At 67.9% G+C, this 13,627-nt stretch carries 17 protein-coding genes; 16 read left to right on the forward strand and 1 reads right to left on the reverse strand.

What is annotated here, in order from left to right; all coding sequences use genetic code 11:
- The first annotated feature begins 23 nt into the window (after positions 1 to 23).
- From ITP53_RS32995 to ITP53_RS33060, 14 genes are all read left to right on the forward strand, one after another.
- Entirely contained in the window at positions 24 to 332 is a 309-nt protein-coding gene (locus ITP53_RS32995) for a DUF742 domain-containing protein (protein WP_195899384.1), read from the forward strand.
- A 7-nt stretch (positions 333 to 339) separates the two neighbouring features.
- Entirely contained in the window at positions 340 to 900 is a 561-nt protein-coding gene (locus tag ITP53_RS33000; protein ID WP_195899383.1) for a GTP-binding protein, read from the forward strand.
- A gap of 57 nt (positions 901 to 957) precedes the next feature.
- On the forward strand, positions 958 to 2,505 hold the full coding sequence (ffh, locus tag ITP53_RS33005) for a signal recognition particle protein (protein ID WP_195899368.1): 1,548 nt from the start codon (positions 958 to 960) through the stop codon (positions 2,503 to 2,505).
- 242 nt (positions 2,506 to 2,747) lie between these two features.
- The gene (rpsP, locus tag ITP53_RS33010; protein ID WP_195899369.1) at positions 2,748 to 3,188 is read left to right on the forward strand and encodes a 30S ribosomal protein S16; all 441 of its coding nucleotides are present in this window, start codon (positions 2,748 to 2,750) and stop codon (positions 3,186 to 3,188) included.
- Position 3,189: 1 nt separating this feature from the next.
- Positions 3,190 to 3,435 (forward strand): RNA-binding protein, encoded by a 246-nt coding sequence (locus ITP53_RS33015; protein ID WP_113699978.1) that lies wholly within the window; start codon positions 3,190 to 3,192, stop codon positions 3,433 to 3,435.
- A 74-nt stretch (positions 3,436 to 3,509) separates the two neighbouring features.
- Complete coding sequence (gene rimM / locus ITP53_RS33020) at positions 3,510 to 4,010, forward strand: ribosome maturation factor RimM (RefSeq protein WP_195899370.1); 501 nt, start codon at positions 3,510 to 3,512, stop codon at positions 4,008 to 4,010.
- Complete coding sequence (gene trmD, locus ITP53_RS33025) at positions 4,010 to 4,789, forward strand: tRNA (guanosine(37)-N1)-methyltransferase TrmD (protein WP_195899371.1); 780 nt, start codon at positions 4,010 to 4,012, stop codon at positions 4,787 to 4,789. The genes rimM and trmD overlap by 1 nt, the downstream gene beginning before the upstream one ends.
- A 136-nt stretch (positions 4,790 to 4,925) precedes the next feature.
- Positions 4,926 to 5,288, forward strand: coding sequence for a 50S ribosomal protein L19 (gene rplS / locus ITP53_RS33030; protein ID WP_195899372.1), 363 nt, complete (start codon positions 4,926 to 4,928; stop codon positions 5,286 to 5,288).
- Between the two features lie 142 nt (positions 5,289 to 5,430).
- Entirely contained in the window at positions 5,431 to 6,291 is an 861-nt protein-coding gene (gene lepB, locus ITP53_RS33035) for a signal peptidase I (RefSeq protein ID WP_195899373.1), read from the forward strand.
- A complete protein-coding gene (gene lepB, locus ITP53_RS33040) occupies positions 6,291 to 6,884 on the forward strand; it encodes a signal peptidase I (protein ID WP_195899374.1) in 594 nt (197 codons plus the stop codon). Before lepB (ITP53_RS33035) ends, lepB (ITP53_RS33040) begins: the two co-directional genes overlap by 1 nt.
- 52 nt (positions 6,885 to 6,936) lie before the next feature.
- The gene (locus ITP53_RS33045) at positions 6,937 to 7,605 is read left to right on the forward strand and encodes a ribonuclease HII (protein WP_195899375.1); all 669 of its coding nucleotides are present in this window, start codon (positions 6,937 to 6,939) and stop codon (positions 7,603 to 7,605) included.
- A 39-nt stretch (positions 7,606 to 7,644) separates the two neighbouring features.
- Complete coding sequence (locus ITP53_RS33050) at positions 7,645 to 7,968, forward strand: DUF2469 domain-containing protein (RefSeq protein ID WP_026215037.1); 324 nt, start codon at positions 7,645 to 7,647, stop codon at positions 7,966 to 7,968.
- A 914-nt stretch (positions 7,969 to 8,882) separates the two neighbouring features.
- Complete coding sequence (locus ITP53_RS33055; RefSeq protein ID WP_195899376.1) at positions 8,883 to 9,323, forward strand: YraN family protein; 441 nt, start codon at positions 8,883 to 8,885, stop codon at positions 9,321 to 9,323.
- Positions 9,324 to 10,862 carry a YifB family Mg chelatase-like AAA ATPase gene (locus tag ITP53_RS33060; protein WP_195899377.1) on the forward strand — a complete coding sequence of 513 codons (1,539 nt, stop codon included), beginning with the start codon at positions 9,324 to 9,326 and terminating at the stop codon, positions 10,860 to 10,862.
- 155 nt (positions 10,863 to 11,017) lie between these two features.
- Here ITP53_RS33060 and ITP53_RS59560 read toward each other — a convergent pair whose 3' ends face one another.
- Positions 11,018 to 11,143: a hypothetical protein gene (locus ITP53_RS59560; protein WP_268961206.1), complete on the reverse strand. Its 126-nt coding sequence runs from the start codon at positions 11,141 to 11,143 to the stop codon at positions 11,018 to 11,020.
- 105 nt (positions 11,144 to 11,248) lie between these two features.
- Here ITP53_RS59560 and dprA point away from each other — a divergent pair, with 105 nt between their 5' ends.
- Positions 11,249 to 12,478 (forward strand): DNA-processing protein DprA, encoded by a 1,230-nt coding sequence (dprA, locus tag ITP53_RS33065; RefSeq protein ID WP_236051428.1) that lies wholly within the window; start codon positions 11,249 to 11,251, stop codon positions 12,476 to 12,478.
- A gap of 445 nt (positions 12,479 to 12,923) precedes the next feature.
- The coding region (locus tag ITP53_RS33070) for a murein hydrolase activator EnvC family protein (RefSeq protein ID WP_195899379.1) at positions 12,924 to 13,627 on the forward strand (704 nt) is incomplete at its 3' end.

Here is a 13,627-nt window from a genome sequence, read left to right on the forward strand (position 1 = left end):
CCTCGCCGGTACGGCCCTACGCCGTGACAGGCGGGCGGACCGCGCCCAAGGTCAAGCTGGCCATGGAGGCCCTGGTGTCCTCGGCGACCGCCGAGCACCGGGAGTTCTCGCACATCACGCCCGAGTACAAGGCGATCAGCCAGCTCTGCCTGCAGGTCCGATCCGTGGCGGAGGTCTCGGCCCTGCTGCGGATGCCGCTCGGGGTGGTTCGTGTTCTGATCGCGGATATGGCGGCCGAAGGCCTGGTTCGGGTGCATCAGCCGCAGCTGGATGCGGGTAGACCAGACGTCAACCTGCTGGAAAGGGTGCTCAGTGGACTTCGCAGGCTCTAGCCCCGGACTGACCTCGACGAAGATCGTGGTCGCCGGGGGCTTCGGCGTGGGCAAGACGACGTTCGTCGGCGCGGTGTCGGAGATCATGCCGTTGACCACGGAGGCCGTCATGACCGACGCCTCCGCCGGAATCGACGACCTGGGCATGACGCCGCTGAAGTCGACCACGACCGTCGCCATGGACTTCGGCCGCGTCTCCCTTGACCGCGACCTCATTCTGTACCTGTTCGGCACGCCGGGGCAGCACCGGTTCTGGTTCATGTGGGACGACCTCGTACGCGGCGCCATCGGCGCGGTCGTCCTCGTGGACACCCGCCGCCTCGCCGACAGCTTCCCCGCCATCGACTACTTCGAAGAGGCCCAGCTCCCCTTCATCGTGGGGGTCAACGGCTGGGACGGTCAGTACGCCCACAGCGACTCCGAGGTGCGCGACGCCCTCACGCTGGCCCCGCACATCCCCATGGTGCGACTCGACGCCCGCTCCAAGGACTCGGTCAAGAGCGCCCTGATCAACCTGGTCGAGCACGCGCTCACAGTTCGGATGGCCGTGCCAGGTTGGAGCGGCTAGCGGAGCGGATAGGCTGGAGTCTTAGACGTACACCCGCTTCGAGGACTGGCCAACCACGTGTTCGAGACGCTTTCCGACCGGCTGACATCGGTCTTCTCCTCCCTCCGAGCCAAAGGGCGGCTGTCCGACGCCGACATCGACGCCACCGCCCGTGAGATCCGTATCGCCCTGCTTGAGGCGGATGTCGCGCTTCCGGTGGTCAAGGCGTTCGTCGCCCAGGTCAAGGAGCGCGCCCGCGGAGCCGAGGTCTCCCAGGCGCTGAACCCGGCGCAGCAGGTCGTCAAGATCGTCAATGACGAGCTGATCGGGATCCTCGGCGGCGAGACCCGCAGGCTCCGCCTGGCCAAGACGCCGCCGACCGTCATCATGCTCGCCGGTCTCCAGGGCGCGGGCAAGACGACCCTGGCCGGCAAGCTGGCCAGGTGGCTGCGCGAGCAGGGCCACGTGCCCATGCTGGTCGCCGCCGACCTGCAGCGCCCCAACGCCGTCACGCAGCTCCAGGTCGTGGGCGAGCGCGCCGGGGTCGCGGTCTACGCGCCCGAGCCCGGCAACGGCACCGGCGACCCGATCGAGGTCGCCCGCACGTCCATCGACGAGGCCAAGCGCCTGCAGCACGACATCGTCATCATCGACACGGCCGGCCGCCTGGGCATCGACCAGGAGATGATGAAGCAGGCCGCGGACATCCGCGACGCGGTCCGGCCCGACGAGGTCCTGTTCGTGGTCGACGCCATGATCGGTCAGGACGCCGTGACCACGGCGCAGGCGTTCATGGAGGGCGTCGGCTTCGACGGCGTGGTGCTGACCAAGCTCGACGGCGACGCCCGCGGCGGCGCGGCGCTCTCGGTCCGGCACATCACCGGCCGGCCGATCATGTTCGCCTCCACCGGCGAGAAGCTGGATGACTTCGACGCCTTCCACCCCGACCGGATGGCCTCCCGCATCCTCGACATGGGTGACATCCTCACCCTGATCGAGCAGGCGCAGAAGACGTTCGACGAGGAGCAGGCCGCCAAGATGGCCGGCAAGCTCACGTCGGGCGAGACCTTCACGCTGGAGGACTTCCTCGAGCAGATGATGATGGTCCAGAAGATGGGCCCGATCAAGAATCTGCTCGGCATGATGCCCGGCATGGGCCAGATGCGCGACCAGATCGACTCCATCGACGACCGCGACCTCGACCGCATCGCCGCCATCATCCGCTCGATGACCCCGGCCGAGCGCCAGGACCCGAAGATCATCAACGGCTCGCGTCGCGCACGCATCGCCGCCGGCTCCGGCGTCACGGTCAGCGCCGTCAACAACCTGGTCACCCGCTTCTTCGACGCGCAGAAGATGATGAAGCGGATGGCGGGCGGGATGGGCATTCCCGGCATGCCGGGCGGTCGCGGCAAGGCGTCCAAGGCGCAGAAGAAGGCCAAGAAGGGGCGGCGCGTCAGCGGCGACCCGCGCAAGGCTGCGCTGGGGAAGGCCTCGTCCGCCGAGGAGCCCGAGCAGCCCAAGCCGGGCGGCGTGCTGGGCAACCTCGGCGGGAAGCTGCCGCCGGGGGTGGAGCTGCCGCCGGGCTTCGACCCGTCCAAGCTCCGGCTCCCCGGCCAGAAGTAGGCCGCTGCCGGGGTCGTGAGATGGCGATCACCGGCTGCTTGCCGACCCTTTGCCCGGTGCGGGGCCGTATGACGTCGATTGCAGTGCCGTCGATCTGGCAGAATGACATGTTGGAACATCGTGGCCAGGCGGGTGCCCTCTCACTCCCGCCGGACACGCCTGTCCCTGGAGCGTCGTCTCATCGTGCCCCACTCGGTGAGGTCGCCGTTCACCCACGCTCGAATGCAGGAGAGACCACACCCGTGGCAGTCAAGATCAAGCTCAAGCGGCTCGGCATGATCCGCAACGCTCAATACCGCATCGTCGTCGCCGACAGCCGCACCAAGCGTGACGGCCGGGCGATCGAGGAGATCGGCCTGTACCACCCGAAGGACGACCCTTCGCGCATCGAGGTCAACGCCGAGCGTGCGGCCTACTGGCTGGGTGTCGGCGCGCAGCCGACCGAGCCGGTGCTCAAGCTGCTCAAGCTCACCGGTGACTGGCAGAAGTTCAAGGGCGAGCCCGCTCCGGCGCCGCTCAAGGTCGCCGAGCCCAAGCCCGACCGGCACGCCATCTATGAGGCGGCGGCCAAGGAGACCCTGTCCGGTGGCGACACCGGCACGGCCGCCACCACGCCGAAGAGGGCGAAGAAGAAGGAAGAGGCCGAGGCCCCCGCCGAGACCCAGGCCGAGGGCGAGGCCTGACGTGCTCGAGGAGGCTCTCGAGCACCTCGTTAAGGGCATCGTCGAACATCCTGACGATGTCCGGGTCCGCGCACGCCGCATTCGCAGCGGGCGCGTCCTGGAGGTTCGGGTGCACCCCGAGGACCTGGGCAAGGTCATCGGACGCGGCGGGCGCACCGCCAAGGCGCTGCGCACGGTCGTGAACGCCCTGGCCGACGGGAAATACGTACGGGTCGACCTGCTCGATCTGCACGAAACGGTCCGTTAGCGTCAGTCAGGTTTCTGCGCCCTCATCGGTTTTCGGCCGATGAGGGCGCTTGCGTTAGGAAAAGGAAGGTTCACGTGCAGCTGGTCGTCGGCCGGATAGGCCGCCCCCACGGCGTACGCGGTGAGGTGACCGTGGAGGTGCGCACCGACGATCCCGAGCTGCGCTTCGCCGTCGGCGCGTCGATCCGGACCGACCCCCCGGAGCGGGGGCCGCTCGTCGTCGAGGGCCGCCGTCGGCACAAGGACGTGCTGCTGCTGACGTTCGCCGGAATCGCCGACCGCGACGTGGCGGCAGACCTGCGGGGCACGATGCTGGTCATCGACTCGGCCGAGGTGGAGCCGTCCCGCGACCCCGACGAGTTCAACGACTTCGAGCTCATCGGCCTGGCGGTGGAGACGGTCTCCGGCGAGCCCGTGGGCGAGGTCACGGACGTGCTGCACCACGGTCAGGACCTGCTGGTCGTGCGCAGGAAGGGCGCCGACGACGCGCTCATCCCGTTCGTCAAGGCCCTGGTGCCCGAGGTCGACCCGGCGGGCGGCCGGCTGGTCGTCGATCCGCCGGAGGGGCTGCTCTGATGCGGCTCGACATCATCTCGATCTTCCCCGAGTATTTCGGGCCGCTGGACGTGTCGCTGATCGGCAAGGCTCGTGAGCGCGGCACGCTCGACGTACGCGTGCACCAGCTGCGCGACTGGGCCCACGACGTGCACAAGACCGTCGACGACACCCCGTACGGCGGGGGTCCTGGCATGGTCATGAAGCCCGAGGTGTGGGGCGAGGCCATCGACGCGGTGGCCGGGGACGGCGCGCCGCGGATGATCGTGCCGACGCCGAGCGGGCGGCCGTTCACCCAGGAGCTGGCGCAGGAGCTGGCGGGGGAGCCGTGGCTGCTGTTCGCGTGCGGGCGTTACGAGGGCATCGACTCGCGCGTCATGGACGAATACGCCACACGGCTGCGTGTCGACGAGGTGAGCATCGGCGACTACGTGCTGGCCGGCGGTGAGGTGGCGGTGCTGGTGATGGTGGAGGCCATCGGGCGGCTGCTGCCCGGCGTGCTCGGCAACGCCCAGTCCGCCGTGGACGACTCCTTCGCCCCCGGGTCCATGCGCAACCTCGTCGAAGGCCCCGTCTACACCAAGCCGCCCGTCTGGAGAGGCCGGGAGGTGCCCCCCGTGCTGCTGTCCGGCCATCACGGGAAGGTCGCCAGGTGGCGGCGGGACGAGGCGCTGCGCCGTACGGTGCGCAACCGGCCTGAGCTGGCCGCCGCGCTCGATCCCGAAACGCTCGACAAGCACGACAGGAAGCTCCTCGAGGAGCTCTCATTTCGCTTCCAGCCGGAAGATATGGCAAACTGAATCGCTGCCAACCGTCACCTGGTTGGTCCGTCGTGCCCGGGAAACGGTCCCGGGTTCATCAATCAGCAGGCGTGTCCGCCGCGAGCTACGGCCGGGTGGACCTCCGCGTGCTCGCGAGGACTTGAGGACAGCTCTCATGCACACGAAGATTCAGGAGCTCGAGAAGGCGACCCTGCGCGACGACGTGCCGCACTTCCGCCCCGGCGACACGCTCGAGGTTCACGTGCGAGTCGTCGAAGGCAACCGCTCCCGTATTCAGGTCTTCAAGGGCTTCGTGCTGCGCAGGCAGGGCAGCGGCGCCCGCGAGACCTTCACGGTCCGCAAGGTCAGCTACGGCGTCGGCGTCGAGCGGACCTTCCCCGTGCACAGCCCGGTCATCGAGAAGATCGTGCTGCTGACCCGCGGCGACGTGCGCCGCGCCAAGCTCTACTACATGCGCGACCTGCGCGGCAAGGCCGCCCGCATCCGCGAGAAGCGCGAGACGACGGCCGCGAAGTAACGCCCGGCTTTTGCCTTTGGCCCGCGCCCGGCGCGGGCCATTCGGCTTTGCAGGGCCGTTTCCTTTATGTGGAGCGACTCGTGCGTGGGTGTAACGTCGGTCGAGGCTTGTCGAGCCGGTGCATCATCTAGGCTCGTCAGCGATGACTAGCGAGAGCCAGGAGCACGGCGCGGCGCGCCGCCCTGTCGAGGACGAGGTGGACGTGGTCGCCGAAGAGACTCAGAAGCCGGCCAAAGGCGGAAAAAAGGAGAAGAAGGGGTCGTTCTGGAAAGAGCTTCCCGTTCTTATCGTCGTAGCCTTGGTGCTGGCCCTGATCATCAAGACATTTGTGGTCCAGGCCTTCTATATTCCATCGGAGTCGATGGAGAACACCCTGCTGACCAACGACCGGGTCCTGGTCAACAAGCTCGTTTACCACACGCGCGACATCGAGCGGGGCGACGTGGTGGTGTTCTCCGGCGTCGACTCGTGGGACGGCGAGTTCGTGATGGAGGAGCCGGCCAACGCCGTCGCCGGGTTCTTCAGGTGGGTCGGCACGGCGTTCGGCGTGGTGCCCGGCGAGAAGGACTACATCAAGCGGGTCATCGGTGTCGGCGGCGACCACGTCAAGTGCTGCGACTCAGGCGGGCGCATCACGGTCGACGGCACGGCCATCGAGGAGGAGAGCTACCTCTACCCGGGCGACAGGCCGTCCAGGGAGTCGTTCGACATCACGGTGCCGCCCGGGCGGCTGTGGGTGATGGGCGACCACCGCTCCGTGTCGCTCGACTCGCGTTCCCACACCGGTGACGCGGGCGGGGGGTCCATTCCCGAAGGTCAGGTCATCGGGCGGGCCTTCGTGATCGTGTGGCCGTTCAACCGGGCGGGCTCGATCGACATCCCGGAGACCTTCGCGCAGCCCGCCCTCCAGGCACTCGGCGGGCCCGTGCCGCTGGTCGCCGGGTTCGGGCTGGCCGTACCCTTGGTGCTGGTCCGGCGGCGCCGACTGCTGAGGAGGCGCTGATGGCCGGCACCAAGAAGGCGGAGGGCGTGGGGAAAGACAAGAAAAAGGGCGGTTTCCGGGAGACCGTCCTGCTGCTCGTGCTGGGCGTCGGGATCGCGCTGCTGCTGCAGGCGTTCGTGGTCGGCTCGTTCTACATCCCATCGGTTTCGATGGAGAACACCTTGCTGGTCAATGACCGCGTGTTCGTCAACAAGCTCGCCGGCAAGCCGGAACGCGGCGACATCGTGGTGTTCAAGGGCTGGAACGGCGAGGACACCATCAAGCGGGTCATCGGCATCGGCGGCGACAAGGTGGTGTGCTGCGACCCCCAGAAGCGCATCACCGTCAACGGCACGCCGCTGGACGAGGCGAGCTACCTCTACCCCGACGATTTCGCTTCGGGCGATAACTTCGACGTCACGGTGCCCCCCGGCAAGCTCTGGCTGATGGGCGACCACCGCAGTGCCTCGGCGGACTCGCGGGCCCACATGGAGGAGCCCGGCAAGGGCTTCATCTCGGAGGACGCGATGATCGGCAAGGCGGTGGTGCGTTATTGGCCGCTGTCTCGCGGCTATCTCTTCTCCCATCCGGAGACTTTCGACAAGGTCAAGTAGCCGGAGCTTCCGGTCGCGGTTTGCGGCGAATGGGGCGTACGCTGCCTGTGTCATGACAGTTGCGTTCCGCCCTCGACCGAGCGTCGTCCGGCGCGATTCCGGACTCTACGCCTACGAGCGAGCGCTGGCCCGCCGCGGCCTCACTCCGATCGCGGGCGTCGACGAGGCCGGCCGTGGCGCGTGCGCGGGGCCGCTCGTGGTCGCGGCCGTCATCCTGCGCAAGCAGATCGACGGCCTGAGCGACTCCAAGCTGCTCTCCCCGGCGGTGCGCGAGCAGCTCTACGCCCAGATCTTGCCCGTCTCCCACGTGGGCATCGTCATCATCCCGCCCGGGGAGATCGACGCCAAAGGTCTTCACAAATGCAACATTTCAGGAATGCGGCGAGCTGTCGCACAGTTGCCCTGTGACCCGGAGTACATCCTGACGGACGGCTTCCCGGTGCCAGGGCTGCCGGCGCCGTCACTGGCCGTGTGGAAGGGGGACCAGGTGGCCGCATGCGTGGCGGCAGCGTCGATCGTGGCCAAGGTGACGAGGGATCGCCTGATGGTCGCGCTCGACGAGCGCTTCCCGCAGTACGGCTTCGCGGAGCACAAGGGGTATGTCACACCTGGACACCGGCTGGCGCTGGAAACGCACGGCCCGTGTCCTGATCACCGTTACTCCTTCGTCACGGTGGCGAGGGGGATGGGTGAAAATGAAATGGGGGCCGGGGTTGCCTGACCAGGCGAACCGGGGGACCGGTACGACAGGAGGACCGCGATGAGCGCAGAGGATCTCGAAAAGTACGAAACCGAGATGGAGCTGCAGCTTTACCGCGAATACCGCGATGTCGTCGGGTTGTTCACATATGTCGTGGAGACTGAGCGGCGGTTCTACCTGACCAACTCGGTCGATCTCGACGTCCGTACGGCGGAGAACGGCGACGTCTTCTTCGATGTGAAGATGCAGGACGCTTGGGTGTGGGACATGTATCGGCCGGCGCGGTTCGTCAAGAACGTGCGGGTGGTCACGTTCAAGGACGTCAACGTGGAGGAGCTCGCCAAGGCGGATCTGGAGATGCCCAAGGAAGGGTTCTCCGGGTAGCGCCGGCCGGGGTCTGTGACCTCATCGGGGCCGGCTTCTGACAATGACGTGGCCGTGGGGGCGGCCACCTCATCGCCACCGTCCCCCCAGACCGTCCCAGCTTCTTCACCGTGCGGTCTCGTTGGTGTCGTGCGGCCTCGTTGGTGTCGTGCGGCCTTGTTCGTGTCGTGCGGTGAGCGCGCGCACCGGGGACTCGCATGTCGCGAACCACCGCCTGACCGTGGTTTCCTTTGGGTTCGTCATCCCAGGTCGCCTGGGGTGCGTCGCCCAGTGAGAGCTTGGGCCACCTCGTTTCAGATGTGTCATGTGGGGCTCCTGACCTGCTGGGCGCCCTGACTGCGGGACCGCCGTCACGGCCGGACTCCTCAGGCCCACCGCGCGGCCCACGTTGCTCGCACCGTCGGCCGCGTTGTGCCGAGGCCATGTGTCTCGGCATGTTGCCGAAGGCTTGTCGGCGATTTCGTTGTATGAGATGCCACGTCTGTCGTTGTATGAGATGCCACGCCGTCGCCACCATGCGGGCTCGTCCAGTCGACCCTGAGAAGTCGGCGGTGACCGTCCGAGCCCAGTTCGCTACGCGAGCCCCGGCGCAGGACCCTGTCACCACATGGCTTGCCGTGTGTTCTGTTCAGCCTGCCGTGTGGGCCGTCGCGTGAGTCAGCTGTGGGGGTTGGACGCTGGGCTGCCACGTGGACCCACGGCGGAGCCTGTCAGGTGAACCCGCTGCGTGACCCCTGCGTGGACGTGCTGCGTGGATGCGCCGCGTGGGCGTGCTACCGAGGATGACCGGCATCTGTCCACAACCCATCAGTAACCAGCAGCCTTAATCCCCAGAACCCCGCTCGGTACAACGACGGCCATCCCTCATCCGAGAAGGTCGTGCCCGGACCGGACGGAGGTGGCACATGGCCGCGATGAACGACCAAGGGCCCGGTGGTCGCGCACCGGGCGAGCAGGGACCCGGCACGCAGAGGCTCAGCAGACGCGAGCCCGGCGACCAAGGGCTCAGCAAGCAGGAGCTCGGCAAGCACGGTGAACAACTAGCCGTGACCTACCTGGAGACCAAGGGGATGAAGATCGTTGAGCGCAACTGGCGCTGCCGGCACGGCGAGATCGACATCATCGCGGAGGACGGCTCCAGCCTGGTCGTCGTCGAGGTGAAAACACGATCAGGCAGGTCCCACGGCACAGCCCTGGAGTCGGTGGGCCCGGCCAAGCTGGCCCGCCTCCGGATGCTCGCGGCCAAGTGGCTGGCCACGCAGCCATGCACGTTCGACGCCGTACGAGTGGACGTGATCGCACTGGAGCGCTTCGCCGGTGACTTCGCCCTGAGTCACGTACGGGGGGCGATCTAGATGGCGGTGGCGCGCACGCGCAGCGTGGCCCTGGTCGGCGTCACGGGCCGTACCGTCGAAGTCGAGGCCGACGTGGGCAACGGCCTCTCCGGCATCCACCTGATCGGCCTGCCCGACACGGCGCTCAGCGAGGCGCGCGACCGGGTCAGGTCCGCAGTGGTCAACAGCACCTATCCCTGGCCCGACGCCCGCATCATCGTCAGCCTCTTCCCGGCCAGCCTCCCCAAAAGGGGCTCTCAGTTCGATCTGGCCATAGCGGTCGCCATCCTGGGCGCGGCCGGGGTGGTCCCGGTCGAACGCATCGCGGAGCCGTTCTTCCTGGGAGAGCTCGGCCTCGACGGTCGCATAAGACCCGTACGCGGGGTTCTGCCCTCCATTCTCAGCGCGGCGAAGGCCGGTGACGTGACGATCGTCGTTCCCGCCGGCAACGCGGCCGAAGCCACCCTCGTCCCCGATGTGAAGGTCGTCCCGATAGCGCACCTGCGTGAGCTGGTCGAGTGGCTGCGCAGGGGAGACGACCCACCCGAGCCCCAAGTCGAAGAGTCTGTGGACCACACGCCCACGTCCATCATTGCCCCCGCCGTCGACCTGGCGGATGTCGTCGGCCAGCCGGTAGCGCGTCGTGCCCTCGAGGTGTGCGCGGCAGGCGGCCACAATCTCTGGATGCTCGGCCCACCGGGCACAGGAAAAACCCTGCTGGCCGAACGTCTGCCCACCCTCCTGCCGGATCTTGACCTCGATCACGCGCTGGAGGTCACGGCCATCCACTCGGTCGCGGGTGTCCTGTCGCCGAACGCGGCCATGATGAGCAGGCCCCCGTTCGTCAGCCCGCACCACACGGCGACGTCCGCGGCGATCATCGGCGGCGGCAGTACGATCGTCCGCCCCGGCGCGGTCTCCCTGGCCCACAGGGGGCTTCTGTTCATGGACGAGGCGCCGGAGTTCCCGCGCCATGTGCTCGACGCGCTCCGGCAGCCGCTGGAGTCGGGCCGGGTGACCGTATCCAGGTCGGCGGGTTCGGTGACGTTCCCGGCCAGATTCATGCTCGTACTGGCAGCGAACCCCTGCCCGTGCGCACAGGCCCAGGACCAGGGAGAAAGCTGCCAATGCTCTCCCACGGTCAGACGCCGCTACCTTGGCAGGCTCTCGGGGCCACTGCTCGACCGCGTGGACATGAAGGTCACCGTGGTGCGCGCGTCCAGGCGCGAGCTCATGGCCGATCGCCAGTTCGTGGAGACGAGCAAGACGGTGGCCGAACGCGTACTCGTGGCCCGCGAGCGAGCCGCCAAGCGTCTGGCCGGAACCCCGTGGCGGACGAACGCCGAAATCCCGTCCTCCCTCCTCCACGCCGACTACCGGCCCTCCACCGTGGCCATGAAGCCCGTGACGGCCTGCCTCGATTCGGGTGCCCTCAGCGCCCGCGGCCTGGACCGTGTCGTCCGCGTCGCCTGGACCCTCGCCGACCTGGCCGGCAAGGACCGTCCGGAGGCAGAGGAAACCACGGCCGCCCTTCACTTCTGGCTGGGGGCGAAGTCGTGATGAGCGAGCGCCCCCACCCACCACTTCAACGCCCTGAAGGCCCCATGACTCCACCCACAACCCCGCCCCGCAGCACCACGCAGCCGCCCGCGACCCTCCACCCGGACGGGACCATGCGCCCGTACGCACCTCCTCGGGTGGCCGACGGCGCGACGTCACCCGCACGCCGCCACCCCGAGCACCGCGAGCACCGCGAGCACCGCGAGCAGCTTGAGCAGCTTGAGCAGGGGCTTGAGCCGCACCCAGGCGGCGGCAGTGCCGAGCTCAAGGCCATCCGCCACGAGAACGACGCACAGTCGCTCGCGACACCACCGCAAGCACCACTCACCAGGCAGTCCTCGGGAGCGTGGGCGATGACAGCGGAGCACGGGGCTCGAGCAGCCCTCATGCGAGCCGCGGACGTCGGCGACATCATCATGGGGCGGCTCGTGGCGCAGTATGGCGCTCAGGGCGCCGTGGAGGCAGTTCGCGCCCGAGCCCTGCCACCCGAGTTCGCCGCCAAGGAAGCCCAGCAGGAGCGCCCACCGGACCTGACCGCCCGCCTGAACGCCTGGCACGTCCGCCTGTCGGCGGCGAACCCGGAGGCGGACATCGAGGCCGGAGCGGTATCCGGAGCCAGACTGATCATTCCCGGCAGCCCGGAATGGCCGACCCAGCTTGACCACCTGGGCCCGAGCCGCCCACTGGGACTGTGGGTCCACGGCACAGCTGATCTCCGCTTCTCCTGCCTCAAATCGGTGGCGGTGGTCGGTGCCCGAGCCGCCACCGCGTACGGAGCGCACGTGGCGGCCGAGTTCGGTGTAGGGCTCAGCGAGTCGGGATGGACCGTGGTCTCGGGAGGCGCCTTCGGCGTGGACGGCGCGGTCCACAGGGGAGCGCTGGTGGCAGACTCGCCAACGGTGGTCGTACTCGCCTGCGGTGTGGACGTCTGCTACCCGAGCAGCCACGACACGTTGTTCGCCGCCGCCAGGAAGCAGGGCGTCGTGATCAGTGAATGCCCGCCTGGTGTCCACCCCACCCGAGCACGCTTCCTCATCAGAAACCGCTTGATAGCGGCTCTGTCCAGGGGCACGGTCGTGGTGGAGGCCGCCCTGCGCAGCGGCGCTCTCAACACGGCCGCCCACGCCCTTTCCCTCCACAGGCACCTGGGAGCCGTCCCAGGCCCCGTGACGTCGGCGCAGTCAGCCGGTTGCCACAGGCTCCTCCGCGACCGCAAAGCCATCTGCATCACATCACCAGAGGAAATGATCGACCTGGTGGGCGTTCTGGGCGATGACCTCGCCTCGCAATCCCGAGCCCCCGCAGTCGCCAGAGACAAGCTCAGCGAGCCGACCAGGAGAGTCCTGGACGCGGTCCCCGCCCGAGGCGGCGCGGGCCCGGCCTCGATAGCGGTCGCGGCAGGCGTGGGCATGGACGCCACCATCAGCGCGCTGGGCGGCCTGGCTGCCGCAGGATACATAGAACGCACCGCGAACGGCTGGCGCCTGCGCAAACAGCTGACCGCCTACCCCAAGGCTCCGGAGTCCGCCGTACTCGACCCTCCACCCACCCCAGAGCACACGGATCCGACCCAGGACCTTCCATTCCCAGACGACAACCTTTTCGGCCCCGGCTGACTGCCGGGTCCAGAACACGGTTCCCGTGGTGGGGATAGAGGTTCTCGGCTGGTGCGAGGTCTCGGTTGTGCTTTCGTCCAGCAGGTCAACCCGTGGCGTCTGGCGGCCTCAGCTGCGCTTGCTCCGCCACTGCCCAACGGTCGCGGGCGCAAAGGCGCTGAACCACACGCCGCAAGGCGCGATCATCCCGCATGCGTGGGTGCGTCGTCGGCCCGTGGCGGGGGCCGCAAGGGCGCTCGCTGTTTCACCCGCTGTTCGGGTGATTATCAGAGGACGGATTGACCTTTGTCAGGCTGCGCAAGCGCATTGGCGAGAAAGCCGTTTCCTTCAGCGAAGTGAGGAGTTGTCCGGCCGGTTATCCACAGGGTGTCGAAGCGTATCCCCGTTATCAACAGAATCCGGTTCGCTCCAACGAGCCCTCGTGCTCGTAAAGCAAACTTCCGCCATGAACTTCCAGACCACCCCCAACTCGAATCTGCAAGAAACGAAAACCCCCAACGACACAAATCCACCCCGCCAAAACCCCATAAAGCCATCAAAAAGCGATACAGCAGATCATGCACTTCGACGATCGAATCGCTGCCTTCCCAAGACGGCGCAGAGAGCGCTGGCGGTCGTCATCTTCGCGACCGCGATCCTTTCCCTCTCCGCTCCCTCAGCAAGGGCTTCGCCAGAGGCATGGCGCTGGCCGCTGGAGGGACAGCCCCGCATCCTGCGCCGCTTCAGCCCACCACCCGAACCGTGGCTCGCCGGCCACCGCGGCGTCGACCTCGCCGCCCCCGAAGCCGCAGTGGTCCTGGCCCCAGGACCAGGCACGATCCGTTTCGCCGGTCCCGTGGCGGGCAACGGCGTGGTCACCATCGATCACCAGGGTGGCCTGCGCACGACCTACCTCCCGGTGGCGGCATCGGTGCGACGCGGTCAGCCGGTAACCGCCGGAGCCAAACTAGGCGTCATAGAAGCACAAAAGGGCCACTGCCCAGAATCATGCCTGCACTGGGGCCTCCTACGCGAAACCCGCTACCAAGACCCTCTCCTCCTCCTTGGCCGCGCCACCATCCGCCTTCTCCCTTTCTGGCCCACGACCACGATCGCGAAGTATCACCCAGGGTCCGACGGCGTCCCCGCCTCGCCGTCGGTTCCAACCCC

Origin of the sequence: Nonomuraea cypriaca (assembly GCF_015645445.1) — a bacterium.
Classification (GTDB): domain Bacteria; phylum Actinomycetota; class Actinomycetes; order Streptosporangiales; family Streptosporangiaceae; genus Nonomuraea; species Nonomuraea cypriaca.

Excerpts from the sequence above, each read along its gene's own strand:
- lepB (WP_195899373.1), top strand. The coding sequence starts at position 5,431 with ATGACTAGCGAGAGCCAGGAGCACGGCGCGGCGCGCCGCCCTGTCGAG.
- rplS (WP_195899372.1), top strand. The coding sequence starts at position 4,926 with ATGCACACGAAGATTCAGGAGCTCGAGAAGGCGACCCTGCGCGACGAC.
- ITP53_RS33045 (WP_195899375.1), top strand. The coding sequence starts at position 6,937 with ATGACAGTTGCGTTCCGCCCTCGACCGAGCGTCGTCCGGCGCGATTCC.
- ITP53_RS33050 (WP_026215037.1), top strand. The coding sequence starts at position 7,645 with ATGAGCGCAGAGGATCTCGAAAAGTACGAAACCGAGATGGAGCTGCAG.
- ITP53_RS33055 (WP_195899376.1), top strand. The coding sequence starts at position 8,883 with ATGAACGACCAAGGGCCCGGTGGTCGCGCACCGGGCGAGCAGGGACCC.
- ITP53_RS33060 (WP_195899377.1), top strand. The coding sequence starts at position 9,324 with ATGGCGGTGGCGCGCACGCGCAGCGTGGCCCTGGTCGGCGTCACGGGC.
- dprA (WP_236051428.1), top strand. The coding sequence starts at position 11,249 with ATGCGAGCCGCGGACGTCGGCGACATCATCATGGGGCGGCTCGTGGCG.
- trmD (WP_195899371.1), top strand. The coding sequence starts at position 4,010 with ATGCGGCTCGACATCATCTCGATCTTCCCCGAGTATTTCGGGCCGCTG.
- lepB (WP_195899374.1), top strand. The coding sequence starts at position 6,291 with ATGGCCGGCACCAAGAAGGCGGAGGGCGTGGGGAAAGACAAGAAAAAG.